Genomic DNA, 19,947 nt, shown 5'->3' with positions numbered 1-19,947 from the left:
CCTTGTCCCCCGAGCTCATAGCCGTGCTCGCGGTGATCATCGCCGCGATGGCCTTCGACTACACCAACGGTTTTCACGACGCGGCGAACGCCATCGCCACCAGCGTCAGCACCCGGGCCCTGACCCCGCGCGTCGCCCTGGCGATGGCCGCGGTCGGCAACTTCGTCGGCGCGCACTTCGGCGCCGAGGTAGCCAAGACGGTCGGCGACGGCCTGGTCAAGCTCCCGCCCGGCATCGCCAGCCTCGGCGTGGTCTTCGCCGGCGTGGTCGGCGCGATCGTCTGGAACCTGATCACCTGGTACTTCGGCCTGCCGTCCTCCTCGTCGCACGCGCTCTTCGGCGGCCTGGTCGGCGCGACGCTGTTCGCCAGCCACGGCACGGTCGAGTGGGGCACCATCGTCGAGAAGGTGCTGATCCCGATGGTGGCGTCGCCGTTCGTCGGCTTCATCCTCGGTTTCATCGTCATGGTCGCGATCATGTGGATCTTCCGCCGCGGCCACCCGGGCAAGCTCAACCGGGGCTTCCGGATCGCGCAGACTGTGTCGGCGGCCGGCATGTCGGTCGGCCATGGCATGCAGGACGCGGCGAAGACCATGGGCATCATCGTCCTGGCGCTCTACACGGGCGGCTTCCAGGACAGTGCGACGGAGATCCCGTGGTGGGTGTTCTGGACGTCGGCCGCGGTGCTGGCGGCCGGTACCTACGCGGGCGGCTGGCGCATCATCCGCACCCTGGGCCGCAAGATCATCGACCTGGGCCCGGCGGAGGGCTTCGCGGCCGAGACGGTGGCGAGCTCCGTGCTGTTCTTCAACGCGCTGGTCCTGCACGCGCCGATCTCGACGACGCACACGATCACCTCGGCGATCATGGGTGTCGGCGCCACGAAGCGGCTGAGCGCGGTCCGCTGGAACATGGCCGGCAACATCATCATGGCCTGGATCACCACGTTCCCGGCGGCGGCCGCGATCGCCTGCCTCGTCTACTTCCTGGTGCGGCCGATCTTCGGCGGCTGAGCTGAACGGCGGGGCCCGGCCGGGCCCCGCCGTTTCAGTAGACGACGCCGAGCTCGGCGCGGATGGAGTCCATCAGGCCCATGATCTCCAGGGTCGTCGCGTGCGGCATCAGCGGGCACTCCAGCAGGCCCTCGGCCAGGCAGCGCTGCACCTCCTCGGCCTCGTACTGGTAGCCGTTGCCCGGGAACGGGAACGAGACGTCCTCCGTCGGCTCGCCGACGCGGTGCAGCACGAAGCCGCGCGGCGCGAAGAAGCCCTGCGGCAGGTCGATCCGGCCCAGCGTGCCGGTGATCGACGCCGCGGTGCGGGTCTCGCTCACCAGGCTGCAGGACAGCGCCGCGAGCGCGCCGGAGTCCCAGCCCAGCAGGATCCCGGTGTTGTCGTCGACCCCCTCCGGCGTCAGCCGCGCCCAGCTGCGCACCGCGGACGGCAGGCCGAGGATCAGGTGCGCCAGGTTGAGCGGGTACACCCCCAGGTCCAGCAGCGCGCCGCCGCCCATCGCGGGGTCGCGCAGCCGGTGCGTCGCCTCGAACGGACCCTGCAGCCCGAAGTCCGCGTGGATGTTGGTCACCTCGCCGATCGCGCCCTCGCCGATCAGCTCGACGATGCGGCGGATCGCCGGGTTGAGGCGCATCCACATGGCCTCCATCAGGAACAGGCCGCGGGTGCGCGCCTCCTGCACCAGCCGCTGCGAGGAGGGCAGATCGAGGGTCAACGGCTTCTCGCAGAGCACGGCCTTGCCGCCCGCGAGACAGGTCATCGCCGCGTCGAAGTGCGCCGCGTGCGGGGTCGCCACGTAGATCACGTCGACGTCGGGGTCGGCGGCGAGTGCGGCCCAGGAGCCGTGCGAACGCGCGAAGCCGTGCCGCCCGGCGAACGCCGCCGCGGCTTCAGGGGTACGGGAGCCGACGGCCGCGAGCTCGGCGCCGGGCACGAGGAGCAGGTCGGTCGCGAATGTCGAGGCGATACCGCCGGTACCAAGGATGCCCCAGCGGACAACTTTCTCGGTCATGATCGCACCGTATCGCCCTCCGGGCCCGGGTGGCAGGATCGAACGGTGAGCGAATCCATGCCGCTGCCGGCGGCCATGCTGCAGCGGGCCCGAGATTTCCGCGGCACCCCGGCACCAGCGCGCCCCGCGGCCACCGTGGTCCTCCTGCGGCCGGCGGCCGAGGCCTTCGAGGTGTACGTCCTACGGCGCGCGACCACGATGGTCTTCGGCGGCGTCTACGCGTTCCCCGGCGGCGGCGTCGACCCCGACGACCGCCCCGAGACCTTCAAGCAGGACTGGTCGCGCCGGCTGGGCGAGCCGGAGGCCGAGGCCCGGGCGGTGGTCGGCGCGGCGGCCCGCGAGCTCTTCGAGGAGGCCGGGGTGCTGCTGGCCGGCCCGCGCGAGCAGCCGGACCGCACGGTCGGCGACGTCAGCGGTACGGAGTGGGAGGCCGAACGCGCGGCCGTGCAGCGCCGCGAGCTGACGATGACCGACCTGCTGGACAAGCGGGGCCTGCGGCTGCGCGACGACCTGCTGCTGCCCTGGGCCCGGTGGATCACGCCGGAGTTCGAGCCCAAGCGCTTCGACACCTGGTTCTTCGTCGCCCTGCTCCCGGTGGGGCAGTCGGCGCGCGACGTGTCCGGCGAGGCCGACCGGACCACCTGGATCAGCCCGGCGGCCGCCAACGGCCTGGCCATGCTCCCGCCTACGCGGGTGATGCTGAACGAACTGTCCGCGTACGGAAGCCTCGAAGAGGTCGTCGCGGCCTCGTCCGGCCGCGACGCCGCCGCTCCGGTCATGCCCACCGTCGAACTGACCCCCGACGGCGCCATCCTGCACATCCCCTAGCCGCGCCGCCGGCCTGAGCCCGAAGGCGCGAAGGCCTCCTGGGGTTACCGGGAGGCCTTCGGGTGGCTGCGGCGTCGGTTCAGCCGAAGCGGCCGGTGATGTAGTCCTCGGTCTTGCGCTCGGACGGGTTGCTGAAGATCTTCTGCGTGTCGTCGTACTCGATGAGGCGGCCGGGGTCGCCGGTCTTCTCGATCGAGAAGAAGCCGGTCTTGTCGCTGACCCGGGCGGCCTGCTGCATGTTGTGCGTGACGATGATGATCGTGAAGCGGTCCTTCAGCTTGAACATCAGGTCCTCGATCGCCAGCGTCGAGATCGGGTCGAGCGCCGAGCAGGGCTCGTCCATGAGCACGACCTGCGGCTCGACCGCGATGGTGCGGGCGATGCAGAGGCGCTGCTGCTGGCCGCCGGAGAGGCCGGCGCCGGGGCGGGCGAGGCGGTCCTTGACCTCGTCCCAGAGGTTCGCCGCCTTCAGCGACTTCTCGGCGGCCTCGTCGAGCACCGACTTCTTGCGCACGCCGTTGAGCTTGAGGCCGGCGACCACGTTCTCGTAGATCGACATCGTCGGGAACGGGTTGGGGCGCTGGAAGACCATGCCGATCATGCGGCGCACGGCGGTGACGTCGACGTCGGCGTCGTAGATGTTCTGGTCGTCGATCGTCAGGCTGCCCTCGATGCGGGCGTTGGGCAGCACCTCGTGCATGCGGTTGACGGACCGCAGGAACGTCGACTTGCCGCAGCCGGACGGGCCGATCAGGGCGGTGATCGTCTTCGGCTCCACGGTCATGGAGACGTTGTCGATCGCCTTGAACGAGCCGTAGTAGGACGAGACGTTCCTCGCCTCGATGCGCTTGGCCATGGGGGACACCTTTCAGGACAGCCGGTTGCGGCGGGCGAGGAGCTTGGCGGCTACGGTCAGCGCCAGCACGAGGGCGACCAGCGTCAGGGCCGCCGTCCAGGCCCGCTGCGGCGCGTACTTGGACGCGTCGCCGGCCTGTTGGTAGACGAAGAGGGCCAGCGAGGACTGGTTGCCGGCGAACGGGTCGAAGTTGATCGCCGCGGCGCCGCCGGCGACGAGCAGCACCGGTGCCGTCTCGCCGGCCGCGCGGGCGACGGCGAGCATGACGCCGGTGACGATGCCGGGCAGCGCGGTGGGGAGTACGACCTTGAGGATCGTCTTCCACTGTGGAACGCCCAGGGCGTACGCGCCCTCGCGCAGCGGCCCGGGCACCAGCCGCAGCATCTCCTCGGTCGACCGCACGATCGTCGGCAGCATCAGCACGGTCAGCGCCAGCGAGGCGGCGAACCCGGAGAAGCGCGGGGTGCCGTTGTTGAAGATCGGGCTGACCTTGAGCACCCAGAACGACAGGATGAAGAGGCCGGCGACGATCGACGGGATGCCGGTCATCACGTCGACGAAGAAGCGGACCGTCAGGGCGAACCGGCCGCGGCCGTACTCGACCAGGTAGATCGCGCCGAGCACGCCGAGCGGCACCGCCATCAGGGTGGCGAGCCCGACCTGCATGAGGGTGCCGACGATCGCGTGGTACGCGCCGCCGTCGGGGTCCCGGGCGCCGATGTTGTTCATCGAGGTGCCGAAGAAGTTCCCGTCCAGGCGGGCGATGCCCTTGGTCACCAGCGTCCAGACGACCGCGGCGAGCGGGAGTACCGCCAGGAGGCAGGCCGTGTAGATCAGCGTCTTCCAGAAGCGGTCGCGGGCCGAGCGGCGTCCCTCCACGCGGGTGGCCGCGGCGTAGAGCCCGGCCAGGTAGAACACCGTGCCGAGCACGACGACGAGGACCCAGCCGCCGATGCCGAGGCCGAACACGAGCGCGGCGGCGACGACGAGCCCCGCGGCGGCGACGCCGAGGTTGGTGGCCGGCGGCAGCCGCCTGCTCCGGATGTGTTCCGGCGTCATCGCCACGCCGGCGGCTTCACTCTCCAGCAGACTCATGCTCGGCTCCCCTTGGGCATGCCCTCGCGGCCCTCACTGCGCTCGGTCATGCCGCACTGTCCCGGAACTCGCGGCGGCGGTAGATGATCGCCCGCGCCGCCATGTTGACCACCAGCGTGATGGCGAAGAGCACCAGGCCGGAGGCGATGAGCGCGCCGCGGCCGGTCTCGTTGGCCTCGCCGAAGGTGTTGGCGATGTTGGCCGCGATGCTGTTGCCGCCGTTCTCGATCAGGTTGAACGAGATGTTGAAGACGATGCCGAGGGTCATGGCCAGCGCGATGGTCTCGCCGAGCGCGCGGCCCAGGCCGAGCATGACCGCGGCGATGACGCCGGGCTTGCCGTACGGCAGGACGGCCGTGCGGATCATCTCCCACTTTGTGGCGCCGAGGGCGAGGGCGGCCTCCTCGTTCATGGCGGGGGTCTGCTGAAAGACCTCCCGGGACAGCGAGGTCATGATCGGCAGCACCATGATCGCCAGCACCAGGCTGCCGAGCAGGACCGAGCGGCCGAACGGCCCGTCGCCGCCGAAGATCGGCAGCCAGCCGAAGTACTTGTTCAGCCAGACCGAGAGCTCCTGTACCGGCTCCATGAGGACGTCGCGGCCCCAGAGGCCGAAGACGACGCTGGGCACCGCGGCGAGCAGGTCGACGGTGAAGCCCAGCGGCGTGGCGAGGCGCTTCGGCGCGTAGTGCGAGAGGAAGAGCGCGATGCCCAGGGCGATGGGCACCGACAGGATCAGCGCGATGGTCGACGTCAGCACGGTGCCGAAGGCCAGCGCGGCGATGCCGAACTTCGGCTCGGCGTCGTTGGGGAACCAGGCCTTGTAGGTGAAGAAGTTCTCGGTGTTCGCCTGCAGGGCGGGCACCGCCTCCGAGATCAGGAAGATCGCGATGGCGACGATGATGACCAGCACCATCGCGCCGGAGGCCTTGCTGACTCCCCGGAAGCCGGTCTCGATCGAGAACCGCGACTTCCTGGGCAGGGCGCCCCCGCCGCCGAGCGGCGAACGGCGGCCGTCGAAGTCGTCGGGAGGGATCGGCGGTACGCCGGTGCCGGCGGACCGGGCATGACGTGCAGTCACACTCGATCCGCCGGCGCTGGCGTTCGCCGAGCGGGAGGGATAGTCACCCATGCGCTCGCTCGCAGTCGTGTAGAGGGGGATGGGATACGGTGCGAACGGTCAGGAGATCTTGGCGACCGAGGCCTCGACCTTGGCGCGAACGGCCTCCGGCAGCGGGGCGTAGCCCAGCTCGCCCAGCGCGGACTGCCCGGCGGTGCTCGCGGTGTAGGTCAGGAAGCCCTTGATCGCGGCCGCCTTGGCGCTGCCCTTGCTGCAGGCGATCTCGTAGGTGACCAGGACGATCGGGTACGCGCCCGGCTCGGTGGTGGCGTAGTCGATGTCGAGCTTCAGGTCGTCACCGGTGCCCGCGACCTTGGCGCCCGCGATGGTCTTGCCGGCGCTCTCGCCGGTCAGCTCGGTGTACTCGCCCGCACCGTTCTTGATCTTGGCCTTCTGCAGGTCGCTGTTCTCCGCGTAGGAGAGCTCGACGTAGGAGATCGAGGCGGGCGTGCTCTTGACCGCGGTGGTCACGCCGTCGGACTTGGCCGCGCCGGTGCCGCCCGGTGCCTTCCACGCCTTGGCGTTGCCGAAGGTCCAGTCCGCCTCGGCGGTCTTGCTCAGGTACTTGGTGAAGTTGTCGGTCGTGCCCGACTCGTCCGAGCGGTGCACCGACGCGATCGTGGCGTCGGGCAGCTTCGCGCCGGAGTTCTCGGCGGCGATGGCCGGGTCGTTCCACTTCGTGATCTTGCCGGCGAAGATCTTGGCAAGGACCGGGGACGACAGCTGCAGGCCGTCGACGCCGTCGAGGTTGTAGACGACCGCGATCGGGCCGATGACCATCGGGAGGTTGAGCGCCTGGCCGCCCGGGCACTTGGCGTCGGCCTGCGGCTGCTCCTCCTCCTTCAGGGCGGAGTCGGAACCGGCGAAGTCGGCGGTCCCGGCTATGAACGCCTGGATGCCGGCGCCGGAGCCGGTGCCCTCGTATCCGATCTTCGTGTCCGCGCACTGACCCTGGTAGGTCTTGATCCACTCGTCCATGGCGTTCTTCTGCGCCGACGAGCCCTGCGCGGTGAGCTGACCCGCCGTGCAGCTGCCGGGCGCGACAGACGCGGCCCCGGCGGGCGAGTCGGTGTTGTCAGAGCCGCACGCGGTGAGTGCGAGCGCGGCGGTCAAGGCAATGCCGGCAACGTAGTACCGCTGGAGCTTCACGGGTGTCCCTTCAATTGAACGCATCTCCGGGCTCCGAGGTCCCGGCCGGCCGAACTTTCATCGGCACACCCGGAAAGCTAGGAGCGCCAGGTGACCGGCTCCCCGGCCAAGAGTGAACGGAGGGTGAACACGTAGACGCCGGGCGGTGGCCTTTGGCCAAGGAGGGGTTGTCCGTAAAGTGAACTCAGCGCTCTGCGTCCGATTTGGGCGTTATCCTGCGTTCTCTTTGGACGCAAGGTGATGCCGCGGATACAACCCGCTACGGGAGTTGGTTACGGGCGGCTGTACATGACATCGGTCGAGTGGACCTCGAAGCCGAGCCGGCGGTAGAGCGCGACAGCGGCCGAGTTCGATTCGTCGACGTAGAGCAGCGCGTGCGACAGGCCGCGGCCCGCGAGGTGGTGCAGCCCGGCGACGCTCAGGGCGGCGCCGAGGCCCCGGCGGTGGCCGCCCGGGTCGACGCCGAGCACGTAGATCTCGCCGATCGCCGGCTCACCGCCCTCGGCGGGGTGAACCTTGGTCCAGTGGAAACCGAGCAACTCGCCGGCCGGGTCGACCGCCAGCAGGAAGCCGGCCGGGTCGAACCAGGGCTCGGCGAGGCGCAGCCGCAGATCGTCCGCGGTCCAGCGGCCCTGCTCGGGGTGGTGCGCGAAGGCGCGGGAGTTGACCGCCAGCCAGGCCTCGTCGTCGGCGCCGGGCACGAAGGCCCGCACGGTCACGTCGTCGGGCAATGGGACCGCGGGCAGGTCGGCGAGGCCGCGCCGCATCTGCCAGAGGACGCGCGAGCGGGCGAAGCCCGACCCCTCGGCGAAGGCGCGGGCGCCCTCGTCGTCGCCGTGCGCCCAGAACTGCCGCGCCCGGGGGCCGGCGGCCGCGAGCAGCGCGGTGCCGACGCCGCGCCGCCGGTGCTTGGGGTGCACCACGAGCTCGCCCGACAGATCGTCGACATAGGCGTAGCCCGCGAGGGATCCGTCCTGGTAGGCGAGCAGGTGGGTCCGGCCGGTGCCGCGCAGGCCGAGGACGCCGTCCTCGGAGAGCGGGTGGACGCCGTCGGCCTCGGCCGCCGCAGCGGCCAACGTGAGCACGTCGGCCGCCTCGGCGGGGGAGAGCCGGTCCAGAGGCCGGACTTCAGTCATGCGGGAGCGCTCAGACCGGCAGCGAGACGGGCTCGTTGTCGGGCAGCTTGCGGCCGCTCGGCGGAACCACGAACTTGTAGCCGACCTGGCGAACGGTGCCGATCATCGACTCGTACTCCGAGCCGAGCTTGGCCCGCAGCCGCCGCACGTGCACGTCGACCGTGCGGGTGCCGCCGAAGTAGTCGTAGCCCCAGACCTCGCGCAGCAGCTGGTCGCGGGTGAAGACCCGGCCGGGGTGCTGCGCCAGGAACTTCAGCAGCTCGAACTCCTTGTAGGTGAGGTCGAGCGGCCGGCCCTTGAGCTTGGCGGCGTAGGTGTCAGGGTCGATGTTGAGCTCGCCGGCGCGGATCGAGCCGCCGGCGCCGGCGGTCGCGTTCGTCAGGCGCCCGACCGCGAGGCGAAGCCGGGCCTCGACCTCGGCCGGACCAGCCGTGGCCAGGATGACGTCGTCGACACCCCAGTCGGCGTTGAGTGCGATCAGGCCGGCCTCGGTGACCACGGCCATGAGCGGGACGCCGATGCCGGTGGCGTGCAGCATCCGGCAGGTCGCGCGGGCCTCGGAGAGCTCCGAGCGGGCATCGACGAGCACGGCGTCCGGGCTCGGCCCGGAAACCAGAGTGCGCACGTCCCGGGGGGCGGTGCGCACCGAGTGGGGCAGGAGGTCCAGCGCGGGCAACACGGCGGAAGACTCACCGGCACGCGTCGTCACCAACAGGAGGATTTCCACACTCACCTCGATCCTCGCGGCACGAAGGCCGCACGGGTGACCCGGTCTGCGCAACTCAGGGTTGAGCCACCGGAAAGGACTTATCCCCGGCGTCACCGACGGGTGGGCTGGGAGTACCTTATCCGATTCGCCAGCTCATGGACCCCGGCCAGATCACCGAGTGATGTGAACTACGCCCCTGAGGTGACCGAACGGCCGGATCGTAACCAGCCTTTCACCCGAGTCGATTACCGCGATATGACCGGATGACGGGCAGGATGACCCGGCCGCGATGAGTACTCCTCGCCCCGGGTCTGGCACGATCGCAGGCGTGCAACCATCCGCGCACCGCGACAACGACTCCTGGGACGACGACGTCTCCCGGGAGATCGCCCGTTCGGCGCCGGGCCGTTCCTCCTCCGGCTTCTACGCCGGCGCACCCGAGCCCGCCTCGCTGATCGGCAAACGCGGCGGCGAGCAGGGTGAGGACGACGAGGACGAGGAGTTCGACGAGGAGATCCCGGTCGTACCGGTGCGCCGCCAGCTCTCGGTGGCGGTCGCCGGCTTCGCGGCTCTGCTGGGCATCGGGCTGATCCTCGGCGCGCAGACGTCCGGGCCGGACGCGCGCCTGTCGTACGCGATCGTGGTCTTCGGGGTGCAGCTGCTCTACATCCTGGCGTTCACGATGGCGATCCGGCCGCCGGCCGCCGGCACCGTCGCCGGGGTCTGCGTGGTCGCCGCGGCCGTCGCCGACTATCTGGCCGTCTCCCGCGAGTCGGCCGGCGTCATGCCGCTGCTGGCCGTCGCGGCGATCGGCTATGTGCTCGCGGTCGTCGGCCAGCAGCTGCGGTCGCAGGACCGGCTGCGCTTCCGCGACTCGCTCAGCGGCACGCTGCTCATCGTGGTCGGCGTGGTGTCGTTCGCGCAGTTGATCGTCCTCACCCGCAAGCCGGTCGGCACGCAGGCGGTGCTGGTCTGCCTGACCGCCTGCGCCGTCGCGGTGCTGGCCTCGCACCTGATCGACGCGGTCTTCCCGAAGCCGCGGATCGCGCCGCAGGTGCCGCGCGGCGCGACCGGCATCATCGTCGGCGCGATGCTCGGCACGCTCGCGGCGGCAGTGCTCGGCAGCGTGCTGGTGCTGCCGTTCACCCCGGCCAAGGGCGCGGTGCTCGGCTTCGTCGTGGCCGGCATCGCCGAGCTGGTCGACCTGGCGGTCAACTACTCCGAGGCCGGCCGGCGGATGGCCGGGTCGGCGCCCACGTTCTGGGTGGCCCGGCACATGCAGGGCCCGCTCGGCGCGTTCGCCCTGGCCCTGCCGGCCGCGTACGTGATGACGGTCTTCGTCCTCACCTGATGCGGTGTCGGAGTGCGGCATGGTGTCGGAATCCGGGCGCTGGGCATATACCGTGCCACTTGAGGTGACCGGGAGGCCGCAGTGGCGCAGGTGTACGAGTCCGAGAAGCCGCGTAAACGCCGGGGCAGGACGCTGATGATCGTCCTTGGCGTGCTGCTCGTGCTGCTCCTCGGCCTGCTGTTCGTCGCGGACCGGGTCGGCAAGTCCGTCGCGGAGCAGCTCATCGCCGACCGGGTCGTCTCGCAGCTGGACACGCAGGAGGCCACGGCGCAGCCGCCGGACGTGACCGTCGAGGGCGTGCCGTTCCTGACCCAGGTGCTGTCCGGCAACTACCAGGAGATCAGGATCCTGCTGAACGACTTCTCCGGGCCGGCCGGCAACGGCAAGAAGATCGACATGAAGCTGCTCGACATCCGCGCCGAGGACGTGAAGGCCTCCCTGGACACGCTCCGCAGCGGCACCGGCGACATCGTCGCGGGCACGGTCACCGGCGCCGGCACTATCACGTACGCCAACCTGGCCGACCTGATCGGCCGGGAGGGCCTGACGCTCAGCGAGCGTGACGGCAAGCTGATCGGCACCGCGCCGATCAAGGTGCTCGGCCAGACCTTCAACGCCAGCGGCACGGTGAACCTCGCGGTCAACGACGGCGTGGTCAGCGTGACCTTCGCCGACGTGACCGCGGAGGGCCTGCCGAACCTCCCGCTGGTGCGCGGGGTGGTGGACAGCCTGGTGCGGCAGATCTCCGTGGACCTGAAGGTGCCGGCCCTCCCGCTCGGCATGAAGGTGCAGAAGGTCGAGCCGACCCCGGATGGCCTCGTGGTGACCGCCGGTGCGAGCGACGTGCCGTTGAGCACCGGCTGACTGTGACCGCTGACTCGTTCCCGGATGGTGGTCGACGGTGTTCCGGGCTCTGGAACCGCTGGTAGGGTCACCGGCATGAGCCTGTTGCTCACCAAGAGGCGCGCGGTCGACCTGTGCCGCGTGGCCGCCTGCCTGTGTCGCCCTGTCATCTGACGGGGCCATTCAAGCTGCGCAGGATCTGACCTTCCGCCCGGCAGTGGCGCCGTCGCACCCAACCCAACGTGATCCGTTCCAACAAGGGTCCCGCGCGGGGTGCGACCGAAATTCCTCCGCGCGTCGACTCACCCCCATCTCACCTGACCAAGGGAGTAAACCGATGAGTCGCGACAACGCACTCGTGTCTGCCGACTGGGCCGAGAAGAATCTCGAGACGCCCGGTGTGGTCTTCGTCGAGGTCGACGAGGACACCACCGCCTACGACGGCGGCCACATCCCCGGCGCTGTGAAGATCGACTGGAAGGCCGACCTGCAGGACCCGGTCCGCCGTGACTTCGTCAACCAGGAGCAGTTCTCCCAGCTCCTGTCCGCGCGCGGCATCTCCAACGACGACACCGTGATCCTGTACGGCGGCAACAACAACTGGTTCGCGGCGTACGCGTACTGGTACTTCAAGCTCTACGGCCACGGCGACGTGAAGCTGATCGACGGCGGCCGCAAGAAGTGGGAGCTCGACGCCCGCCCGTACTCCAAGGACGTGCCGTCGCGCCCGGCGACGCAGTACCAGGCGTCGGCGCCGAACCTGGAGATCCGCGCCTTCCGCGACGAGGTCGTGAAGGCCATCGGCGTGAAGAACCTGGTCGACGTGCGCAGCCCCGACGAGTTCGCGGGCCGGCTGCTCGCGCCGGCGCACCTGCCGCAGGAGCAGTCGCAGCGGGCCGGCCACATCCCGACCGCGATCAGCGTGCCGTGGAGCAAGGCGGCCAACGAGGACGGCACGTTCAAGTCCGACGACGAGCTGGCCAAGATCTACGGTGAGGCCGGCCTGGACGGCGGCAAGGACACGATCGCCTACTGCCGCATCGGCGAGCGCTCCTCGCACACCTGGTTCGTGCTCAAGGAGCTGCTCGGCCACGAGAACGTGAAGAACTACGACGGTTCGTGGACCGAGTACGGCTCCCTCATCGGTGTGCCGATCGCCCTCGGCGACGAGCCCGGAAAGGCGTGACCATGACCTCTCCCTCGAACATCGCGGACGGCTGCGCCGCGCCCGACCAGTCGGCTCCCATCCCGGCAAGCGTCGACCTCGAGAAGGAAACGGTGATCACGGGCATCGTGACCAACGCCGACGGCGACGCGGTCGGCGGCGCATACGTCCGCCTGCTCGACTCGACCGGCGAGTTCACGGCCGAGGTGGTCACCTCCCCCGAGGGCGTCTTCCGCTTCTTCGCGGCGCCGGGCAGCTGGACCCTGCGGGCGCTGTCCCGGCACGGCAACGGCGACCTGGTCGTCGACGCCTCCCGCGGTCTGAACGAGGTCGGCCTCGGCGTCGCCGCCTGACCCACGCTCTGTTGACGAAGGGCGGGACCCCACCCGGGGCCCCGCCCTCGTTTTCCCTGCGCATGCGAGCATTGGCGCCGTGAGTCAGCCGCCCGGGTATCAATATCCGCCGCCGCCCGTCGCCGCCGAGCGGCCCAAGCGGCGGTGGTGGCTCATCGCGATCGTGGTCGCCTGGGCGCTGGCGCTGGCCGGATTCGCGGCCTGGTCCGTGCGGCACGACCCGCCGACCGTGGCGGAGCAGCGGGACATCGCCGAGGCGCTGCCCGTGCTGGAGCGGGCCACCGGCGACGTGTTCGCCGCCGCCGACGCGCCCGGCCGGGTGGTCACGCTCGGCCCGTTGGAGTTCGACCGCACCTGCGCGCTCACCCCGGTGTGGGACGGGGTCGAGGCCGGCCGGGACGTCACGGTCCGGGTGCGCGCCGGCGAGGCGCCGGCGGCGCTGGAGGCGATCGCGCGGGCGATGCCGGCCGATTACGACGCCGCCGTGCGGCGCAACACCGCCCGCACCCGGTACGCCCTGCGTGCCGACGCCGGCGAGTTCGTCGGCGTCGACGCCGCGGCCGACTCCGACGCCACCATCCTGACGCTGCGGGTCTCCACCGGATGCCGGCCGACGGCCAAGGGCGTCGACCTCGAGCCGTCGCCCCCGGCCGCCGTGGAGACGCCGCCGGCGTTCGGCGCGGCGCTGAAGGCGATCGGCGTGAGCGGGGCCGGTGCCACGGCCGCCGAGGTGGCCTGCCCCGGCGGCGGGACGGCCAGGACCGTGACGGCGGACGGGCCGGCGGCACCGGCGGATCTCGGCCGGGCGCTGCGGTCGGTGATCGGCGGCGCGGACGTCGTGCAGGCCGAACCGCACGCGCTGGCGTACCGCGACGGCGCGGTGTCCGTGGTGGTCGTCGACGGCGACGGCACGGCGCGGGTCACCGCGACCACCGGCTGTCGTTAACAAGCCTGCCAGATTCGGGCGCCCGATCCATTTACATGCGTGAATCGATGTTTTACGATCCTTTAACGCAAGGATTCGAACATAATCCACCATGAGTGCACGCCCTGGCGCGCCCCCGGAGGCTGCTGTGGACCGTCGTACCTTCCTGGCCGGAACCGTTGCCGTGCCCGCCGTCGCGGCGGTAACAGAACTGATCACCGGCTCGGCGGCGCGGGCCGCCGCGCCCGGCTACGTCGTCAACCGCTCGCCGCTGCGGCCCGACGCCTTCATCCGGCTCGCGCCCGGGCAGACCCGGGCCGCCGGCTGGCTCGCCACCCAGCTCGGCTACCAGCTGGACGGCATCAACGGGCGGATGACCGAGATCTCGCACTTCCTGCAGTACGACAACACCGGCTGGATCCGCCCGAGCCTGGGCGGCTGGGAGGAGCTGCCGTACTGGCTCAAGGGCTTCAGCAGCCTGGGCTACGTCACCGGCGACACCCGGGTCATCAACGAGACCCGGCGCTGGATCGACGGCGTCCTGGCGACCCAGGCGTCCGACGGCTTCTTCGGGCCGACCGGCCTGCGCACCAGCCTGAACAACGGCCCGGACTTCTGGCCGCACATGCCGATGCTGCACGCGATCCGCACCTACCAGGAGTTCACCGGCGACACCCGGATCGTGCCGTTCCTGACCCGCTTCTTCCAGTACGTCAACAGCCGTCCGACCAGCGTCTTCTCGCAGAGCTGGGGCAGCTTCCGCTGGGCGGACACGCTCGAGGTGGTGTTCTGGACCTACAACCGCACCGGCGACGCGTTCCTGATCGACCTGGCCCACAAGATCCACGCGAACTCGGCGAACTACCTGAACAACCTGCCGTCGCCGCACAACGTCAACCTCGCGCAGGGCTTCCGCGAGCCGGCCGTCTACTCCGTGCTGTCCGGCGACGCCGCGCACCGGCAGGCCAGCTACCAGGACTACAACGCGATCATGAACGCGTACGGGCAGTTCCCCGGCGGCGGGTTCGCCGGCGACGAGAACGCCCGGCCCGGCTTCGGCGACCCGCGGCAGGGCTTCGAGACCTGCGGCATCGTCGAGTTCATGGCCAGCCACGAGATGCTGAGCCGGATCACCGGTGACCCGGTCTGGGCCGACCGCGTCGAGGACCTGGCGTTCAACTCGCTGCCCGCCTCGCTGGACCAGAAGCAGAAGGGCATCCACTACATCACCAGCGCGAACAGCATCGCGCAGCTGGACCGCACCGGCCGGCAGGCACAGTTCCAGAACGGGTTCCCGATGCAGGCGTACATGCTGGGCATCGACAACTACCGGTGCTGCCCGCACAACTACGGCATGGGCTGGCCCTACTACGTCGAGGAGATGTGGGCGGCCACCCCGGACGCCGGCCTGGTCGCGAACCTGCACGGCCCGTCGCGGGTCACCGCCCGGGTCGCCGACGGTACGGCGGTCACGATCGTCGCCGACACGACCTACCCGTTCTCCGACACCATCACGTACACGGTGAGCACGCCGAAGGCCCTGGCCTTCCCGCTGTACCTGCGGATACCGGGGTGGTGTTCGGCGCCCGCGGTCACCGTCAACGGCGCCGCCGCGGCCGTCGCGCCCGGGCCGGCGTACTCGAAGATCAGCCGGACCTGGGCGAACGGTGACCGGGTCGTGCTGCGGCTGCCGATGCGCACGACGGTGAAGACCTGGAGCGGCAACCACAACGCGGTGTCGGTCGGCTTCGGCGCCCTGACGTTCTCGCTGGCGATCACCGAGAACTGGTCACGCAAGGGCGGCACGGACGCCTGGCCGACCAGCGAGGTGCGCCCGGGCTCGGCCTGGAACTACGGCCTCGACGGCGCCACGTCGTTCGCGGTGACGACCGGGCTGGGCAACCCGAACGACCCGTTCACGCCCGCCGGCGCGCCGATCCGGATCACCACGCCGGCCCGCAGGATTCCGGCCTGGACCGCCGACTCCGACCAGATCGTGACGCCGCTGCAGGACAGCCCGACCCCGTCGGCCGAGCCGGCCGAGACCGTCACCCTGATCCCGATGGGCGCGGCCCGGCTGCGGATCACGTCGTTCCCCACGATCGGCGCCGGCCGGCCGTGGGTGCCGCCCGGCGTGGCGTTCCGGATCCAGAACCAGCACAGCGGCAAGGTCCTCGGCGTCGACCAGATGTCGCAGGCGAACAGCGCCCGGGTCGTGCAGTTCGCGGACACCGGCACGGCCGACCACCTGTGGCAGCTCGTCGACAACGGCGACGGCTACGTGCGGATCCGCTGCGTGAACTCCGGCAAGGTGCTCGGCGTCGACCAGATGTCCACGGCGGACTCGGCGCAGGTCGTGCAGTTCGACGACAACGGCACCGGCGACCACCTGTGGCAGCTCGTCGACAACGGCACCGGCTACCTGCGGATCCGGAACCGCAACTCCGGCAAGGTCCTCGCCGTGGCCGGCATGTCCACGGCCGACTCCGCGAACGTGCAGCAGTTCGCCGACAACGGCACGGCCGACCACAACTGGCGGCTGATCCCCGACGGCACCGTCAAGCTGCAGGTCACGCACACCGACAAGGTGCTCGCCATCCAGAACATGTCGTCGGCCAACGGCGCGCAGCTCACCCAGTGGCCGCCGACCGGGACCGCCGACCACGTGTGGCGGTTCGAGGACGCGGGCGCCGGCCACTTCCGGATCGTCAGCAACCTCACCGGCAAGTGCGTGGACGTCAGCGGCGTCTCCACCGCGGACGGCGCGCGGGTGACCCAGTGGGACTACGTCGGCGGGGCCAATCAGCAGTGGCGGCTGGCCTGGGTCTCGGCCGGCGTCTTCGAGATCGTCGCGCGGCACAGCGGCAAGCTGCTGGAGGTGTCGGGCGCCTCGACCGCGGACGGCGCGCCGGTCGCGCAGTGGGCGGACCTGAACGTCGCGAACCAGCGCTGGCGGATCGTGCCGAGCTAGTAGACGACCGCTTGGGCGCCGTCGGACATGATCTCCTCGACGAAGACGGCGGCGCCCGCGATCCGGATGCCCGGCAGCACGTCGTCCGGGCCGATCTCCCGGCGCGCGGCGCACTGCGTGCAGGCGGTCACCCGGCCCGAGGTGAGCAGCAGCTCGAGCAGGCCCGGCAGGGGTGCGGCGTGCGGCAGGTCGAACTCGGCCGCGCGGCCGGGCAGCGCGAACCACGTCGACTCGCCGGTGAGCCAGAGGGACACGTCCACGCCGGACGCCGCCGCGGTCGAGGCCACCGTGAACGCCTGCGAGCAGCGTTCCGGGGCGTCCGCTCCGGCGGTTGCCTTGACGACGAGCAAACGGGCCATGTCGGTCAGCATAAGATGGCGGGGTCATGGTTACCGAGGTCGGGTTCGTGAGTCTGCTGGTCGCCGGGTTCGGCGGGCTGGCGGGCGGTTTGGGCTATCTGGCGATGCGCATTACAAGGGGACGCTGGTGAGTGAGACGGAAAACCCGCTGGGTCCGCCGCCCTGGATGAACGCGCCGCCGGTCGACGCGTACCCGTACGAGGACACGCACGACCTGCGGCAGGGTCCCGACCTGCACCCCGCGCTGCTCGGCCTGCTGCCGTTCATCGGACTCTGGCGCGGCCGCGGCCAGGGCGGATTCCCCGAGATCGAGGACTTCGATTTCGCGCAGGAGGTCCGGATCAGCCACGACGGCCGCCCCTTCCTGGCGTACGAGTCGCGGGCCTGGCTGCTCGACGCGGACTCCAAGCCGGTCCGGATGGCCGGGCGCGAGATCGGCTGGTGGCGGCCGGTGCTGGTCGACGACCGGCCCGGCGACGAGATGGAAGCCACGATGATGACGCCGACCGGGGTGATGGAGCTTTACCTCGGGCGGGTGAACGGCACGCGGCTGGAGATGGCGACGGACGCGGTCGTCCGCACGCCGTCGGCCAAGGAGGTGACCGCCGGGCACCGCCTCTTCGGCATCGTCGACGGCGCGCTGCTCTACGCGCAGGAGATGTCGGCGATGGGGCACTCCCTGCGGCCGCACCTGTCCGCGCGGCTGATCCGCATCGGCGGTTAGGCGAAGCCCAGCAGCGTCAGCAGGCGCCGGGTCCAGGGCGACCCGGCCCGCCGCGCTCCATCGAGCGCCCGGACCTCGGCCAGGCCACGCAGCGACGACGCGAGCCAGACGGCGTCGGCCGCCGCCAGCCCGTCGGCGGTGATCATGCGCTCCTCCGCGCGCAGGCCGAGCGCCGGCGCCTGCTCGAGCAGCTCGGCCGCCGTGGTGCCCGCAAGGATGCCGGTTTGCGCGTGCGGAACGGTGCACAGGGTGTCGCCGGCGAGCCAGACCAGGCTGGCGGTCGGTGCCTCCAGCGCACTCCCGTCCGGGTCCAGCCAGAGGAGATCGTCGGCGCCCTGGCGCACGGCCCAGCGCCGCGCCGCCAGGTTCTCCGCGTAGGAGAGCGTCTTCGCCGCGGAAAGCGACCACGGCGGGCGCGAGCGGACGCCCAGATCCGCCGTGATCACGCGGATGCCCTCGCGGCGCTCGCGGAGTGCGGCCGCGGGTACCGGGCCGACGGTGGCGTAGGTCGCCGGCTTGCCGGACGCCCGTCCGGCGGTGACGATCAGCCGCAGGGCGCCCTCGTCGCCGTGCCAGGACCCGGCCGCGCGGCCGGCCAGGTCGGCCAGCTCGGCCCGGGGCGGCGGCGCCAGTTCCAGCAGCGCCGCCGAGCGGTGCAGCCGGTCGAGGTGGCGGTCCAGCAGCCAGGGGCCCGACGGGCGCAGGTGCAGGGTCTCGAAGACGCCCTCGCCGTACAGCAGGCCGCGGTCCGTCGGGGTCACCGCGCCTGAGCCCGGAATCACCAGAATGCTTTCGCTCACGCCGCGGAGGGTATAGCCGGGCGAACTATGCTCGTTACGTGTCCGCCACATCGCTTGCCGAGATGCTCCGGGAGCGTGGCCTGCGCCTGACTCCGCAGCGCCAGCTGATCCTGGAGGCCGTGCACGAGCTTGGCCACGCGACCCCGGAGCAGATTCACCACACCGTGCGTGAACGCGCCGCCGGCGTCAACATCACCACCGTCTACCGCACCCTCGAGCTGCTCGAGGACCTGAGCCTGGTCAGCCACACCCACCTGTCGCACGGCTCGCCGACCTACCACCCGGCGGGCGAGGACCAGCACGTGCACCTCGTCTGCCGCAACTGCGGCTCGGTCGACGAGGTCGACCCCGCGGTGATGCTGCCCGTGACCGAACGGCTGCACGCCGACCGCGCCTTCCGGGTCGACGTCGGCCACGTCTCGCTATTCGGCGAGTGCGGCGACTGCCGGGAGGCGCAGGCGTGACCAAGGTTCTGATCGAGGAGCTCGAGCCCGGCTCCGCCGACGCGGGCGTGCCGGCGCACTACGGCGACCCGATGCGCGAGCAGCGCGTCCTCGACACCGCCGCCGGGCTGGTCGACCGGTCCAACCGGGACGTCATCGCGGTGCCCGGCGACGAGCGCGCGAGCTGGCTGCACACCCTGACCACCCAGCACCTGAGCGGCTTGCGCCCCGGGCAGGGCACCGAGTTCCTGGTGCTCTCCCCGCACGGCCACGTCGAGCAGCACGCCCTGGTCGCCGAGGACGGCACGACCGCCTGGCTGGACACCGAGCCCGGCGCGGGCGCCGGCCTGCTGAAGTACCTCGAGATGATGCGCTTCTTCACCCGGGTCGAGCCGCGCGACGCGACCGGCGAGACGGCCGTGCTGTCGCTGGTCGGGCCGCAGGCGGCCGCCGCGGCCCGGGCACACCTCGGCGTCGACTTGGCCGAGCCGCGGATCTTCGAGGTGCCGGGTCCGAAGTTCGCCGCCGGCGAGGTGCCGGCCGAGCCGACCGCCCTTTACGACGTACGACCGTTCGGCGCCGGTGCGCTCGCCCGCCGGGTGCCGCTCGGCGTCGACCTGCTGGTGCCCCGCTCCGCCCTCGACGAGGTGCTGGAGATGCTGGCCGACGTGCCGAGGGCCGGGCTGTGGGCCTACGAGGCCGTCCGGGTCGCCAACCGGCAGCCGCGGCTGGGCTGGGAGACCGATCACCGGACCATTCCGGCCGAGGCCGGCCTCACCGCGCCCGCCGTGCACCTCGACAAGGGCTGCTACCGGGGCCAGGAGACGATCGCCCGGGTGCACCACCTGGGCCGGCCGCCGCGGCGCGTGGTGCTGCTGCACCTCGACGGGATCGCCACCGACCAGCCGCCCGCGCAGGGCACCCCGGTGACCCTGGACGGGCGCGCCGTCGGCTTCGTCGGCACCGCGGTCCGCCATTACGAGCTGGGCATGATCGCCCTGGCCGTGCTCAAGCGCAACGTCGCGGACGACGCGTCACTGCTGGTCGGGGAGTCGGCCGCCGCCATCGACGTCTCGTAGGCCCGTCCCGCATGGC

At 71.2% G+C, this 19,947-nt stretch carries 22 protein-coding genes; 13 read left to right on the top strand and 9 right to left on the bottom strand.

Annotation, left to right across the window (positions count from 1 at the left end; all coding sequences use genetic code 11):
- The first annotated feature begins 2 nt into the window (after nucleotides 1-2).
- Entirely contained in the window at nucleotides 3-1,013 is a 1,011-nt protein-coding gene (locus ACIBSW_RS05430; protein ID WP_354724079.1) for an inorganic phosphate transporter, read from the top strand.
- A gap of 34 nt (nucleotides 1,014-1,047) precedes the next feature.
- Here the strand turns inward: ACIBSW_RS05430 and ACIBSW_RS05425 are convergent, their stop codons facing one another.
- Nucleotides 1,048-2,025 carry a Gfo/Idh/MocA family oxidoreductase gene (locus ACIBSW_RS05425; RefSeq protein WP_354724081.1) on the bottom strand — a complete coding sequence of 326 codons (978 nt, stop codon included), beginning with the start codon at nucleotides 2,023-2,025 and terminating at the stop codon, nucleotides 1,048-1,050.
- Nucleotides 2,026-2,082: 57 nt separating this feature from the next.
- Here ACIBSW_RS05425 and ACIBSW_RS05420 point away from each other — a divergent pair, with 57 nt between their 5' ends.
- Nucleotides 2,083-2,853, top strand: coding sequence for an NUDIX hydrolase (locus tag ACIBSW_RS05420; RefSeq protein WP_354724193.1), 771 nt, complete (start codon nucleotides 2,083-2,085; stop codon nucleotides 2,851-2,853).
- Between the two features lie 79 nt (nucleotides 2,854-2,932).
- Here the strand turns inward: ACIBSW_RS05420 and pstB are convergent, their stop codons facing one another.
- The 6 genes from pstB to ACIBSW_RS05390 all read right to left on the bottom strand — a co-directional run bounded on the left by pstB (nucleotide 2,933) and on the right by ACIBSW_RS05390 (nucleotide 8,942).
- On the bottom strand, nucleotides 2,933-3,709 hold the full coding sequence (gene pstB, locus ACIBSW_RS05415) for a phosphate ABC transporter ATP-binding protein PstB (protein ID WP_354724083.1): 777 nt from the start codon (nucleotides 3,707-3,709) through the stop codon (nucleotides 2,933-2,935).
- A gap of 12 nt (nucleotides 3,710-3,721) precedes the next feature.
- A complete protein-coding gene (pstA, locus tag ACIBSW_RS05410; protein ID WP_354724085.1) occupies nucleotides 3,722-4,804 on the bottom strand; it encodes a phosphate ABC transporter permease PstA in 1,083 nt (360 codons plus the stop codon).
- Between the two features lie 46 nt (nucleotides 4,805-4,850).
- Nucleotides 4,851-5,936: a phosphate ABC transporter permease subunit PstC gene (pstC, locus tag ACIBSW_RS05405; protein ID WP_354724087.1), complete on the bottom strand. Its 1,086-nt coding sequence runs from the start codon at nucleotides 5,934-5,936 to the stop codon at nucleotides 4,851-4,853.
- A 48-nt stretch (nucleotides 5,937-5,984) separates the two neighbouring features.
- Nucleotides 5,985-7,073, bottom strand: coding sequence for a phosphate ABC transporter substrate-binding protein PstS (gene pstS / locus ACIBSW_RS05400; protein WP_354724089.1), 1,089 nt, complete (start codon nucleotides 7,071-7,073; stop codon nucleotides 5,985-5,987).
- Between the two features lie 272 nt (nucleotides 7,074-7,345).
- Entirely contained in the window at nucleotides 7,346-8,209 is an 864-nt protein-coding gene (gene mshD / locus ACIBSW_RS05395) for a mycothiol synthase (protein ID WP_354724091.1), read from the bottom strand.
- Between the two features lie 10 nt (nucleotides 8,210-8,219).
- Nucleotides 8,220-8,942: a response regulator transcription factor gene (locus ACIBSW_RS05390; RefSeq protein ID WP_354724093.1), complete on the bottom strand. Its 723-nt coding sequence runs from the start codon at nucleotides 8,940-8,942 to the stop codon at nucleotides 8,220-8,222.
- Nucleotides 8,943-9,246: 304 nt separating this feature from the next.
- On the opposite strand from ACIBSW_RS05390, the gene ACIBSW_RS05385 reads away from it, so the two are divergent.
- From ACIBSW_RS05385 to ACIBSW_RS05355, 7 genes are all read left to right on the top strand, one after another.
- Complete coding sequence (locus tag ACIBSW_RS05385; RefSeq protein WP_354724095.1) at nucleotides 9,247-10,269, top strand: hypothetical protein; 1,023 nt, start codon at nucleotides 9,247-9,249, stop codon at nucleotides 10,267-10,269.
- Nucleotides 10,270-10,404: 135 nt separating this feature from the next.
- Nucleotides 10,405-11,133: a DUF2993 domain-containing protein gene (locus ACIBSW_RS05380; RefSeq protein ID WP_354724097.1), complete on the top strand. Its 729-nt coding sequence runs from the start codon at nucleotides 10,405-10,407 to the stop codon at nucleotides 11,131-11,133.
- Nucleotides 11,134-11,157: 24 nt separating this feature from the next.
- Nucleotides 11,158-11,286: an Ms5788A family Cys-rich leader peptide gene (locus tag ACIBSW_RS05375; RefSeq protein ID WP_404799224.1), complete on the top strand. Its 129-nt coding sequence runs from the start codon at nucleotides 11,158-11,160 to the stop codon at nucleotides 11,284-11,286.
- 163 nt (nucleotides 11,287-11,449) lie between these two features.
- Nucleotides 11,450-12,298 (top strand): sulfurtransferase, encoded by an 849-nt coding sequence (locus ACIBSW_RS05370; protein WP_354724099.1) that lies wholly within the window; start codon nucleotides 11,450-11,452, stop codon nucleotides 12,296-12,298.
- Nucleotides 12,299-12,300: 2 nt separating this feature from the next.
- Nucleotides 12,301-12,630 carry a DUF1416 domain-containing protein gene (locus tag ACIBSW_RS05365; RefSeq protein ID WP_354724101.1) on the top strand — a complete coding sequence of 110 codons (330 nt, stop codon included), beginning with the start codon at nucleotides 12,301-12,303 and terminating at the stop codon, nucleotides 12,628-12,630.
- Between the two features lie 79 nt (nucleotides 12,631-12,709).
- Nucleotides 12,710-13,576: a hypothetical protein gene (locus ACIBSW_RS05360; RefSeq protein ID WP_354724103.1), complete on the top strand. Its 867-nt coding sequence runs from the start codon at nucleotides 12,710-12,712 to the stop codon at nucleotides 13,574-13,576.
- A 127-nt stretch (nucleotides 13,577-13,703) separates the two neighbouring features.
- The gene (locus ACIBSW_RS05355; protein ID WP_354724105.1) at nucleotides 13,704-16,526 is read left to right on the top strand and encodes an RICIN domain-containing protein; all 2,823 of its coding nucleotides are present in this window, start codon (nucleotides 13,704-13,706) and stop codon (nucleotides 16,524-16,526) included.
- Here ACIBSW_RS05355 and ACIBSW_RS05350 read toward each other — a convergent pair.
- Entirely contained in the window at nucleotides 16,523-16,897 is a 375-nt protein-coding gene (locus tag ACIBSW_RS05350) for a DsrE family protein (protein ID WP_354724107.1), read from the bottom strand. The two genes, ACIBSW_RS05355 and ACIBSW_RS05350, sit on opposite strands and share 4 nt — an antisense overlap.
- A 14-nt stretch (nucleotides 16,898-16,911) precedes the next feature.
- Here ACIBSW_RS05350 and mtfM point away from each other — a divergent pair, with 14 nt between their 5' ends.
- Together mtfM and ACIBSW_RS05340 are read left to right on the top strand one after the other, a co-directional pair.
- Nucleotides 16,912-17,016 (top strand): small membrane protein MtfM, encoded by a 105-nt coding sequence (gene mtfM / locus ACIBSW_RS05345; protein ID WP_354724109.1) that lies wholly within the window; start codon nucleotides 16,912-16,914, stop codon nucleotides 17,014-17,016.
- Between the two features lie 35 nt (nucleotides 17,017-17,051).
- On the top strand, nucleotides 17,052-17,609 hold the full coding sequence (locus ACIBSW_RS05340) for an FABP family protein (RefSeq protein WP_354724195.1): 558 nt from the start codon (nucleotides 17,052-17,054) through the stop codon (nucleotides 17,607-17,609).
- Here the strand turns inward: ACIBSW_RS05340 and ACIBSW_RS05335 are convergent.
- Nucleotides 17,606-18,409 (bottom strand): aminotransferase class IV, encoded by an 804-nt coding sequence (locus tag ACIBSW_RS05335; protein WP_354724111.1) that lies wholly within the window; start codon nucleotides 18,407-18,409, stop codon nucleotides 17,606-17,608. The two genes, ACIBSW_RS05340 and ACIBSW_RS05335, sit on opposite strands and share 4 nt — an antisense overlap.
- A 62-nt stretch (nucleotides 18,410-18,471) precedes the next feature.
- Between ACIBSW_RS05335 and ACIBSW_RS05330 the strand changes: the two genes are divergently transcribed.
- Together ACIBSW_RS05330 and ACIBSW_RS05325 are read left to right on the top strand one after the other, a co-directional pair.
- Nucleotides 18,472-18,873: a Fur family transcriptional regulator gene (locus ACIBSW_RS05330; protein WP_404799255.1), complete on the top strand. Its 402-nt coding sequence runs from the start codon at nucleotides 18,472-18,474 to the stop codon at nucleotides 18,871-18,873.
- On the top strand, nucleotides 18,870-19,931 hold the full coding sequence (locus ACIBSW_RS05325; protein WP_354724115.1) for a folate-binding protein: 1,062 nt from the start codon (nucleotides 18,870-18,872) through the stop codon (nucleotides 19,929-19,931). The genes ACIBSW_RS05330 and ACIBSW_RS05325 overlap by 4 nt, the downstream gene beginning before the upstream one ends.
- Nucleotides 19,932-19,947: the final 16 nt, after the last annotated feature.

It is taken from the genome of Actinoplanes sp. NPDC049668, from assembly GCF_044465445.1.
In the GTDB taxonomy this organism is placed as follows: domain Bacteria; phylum Actinomycetota; class Actinomycetes; order Mycobacteriales; family Micromonosporaceae; genus Actinoplanes.
The sequence above is the reverse complement of the archived record's forward strand: the minus strand, read 5'-3'. Positions and strand labels throughout refer to the sequence as shown.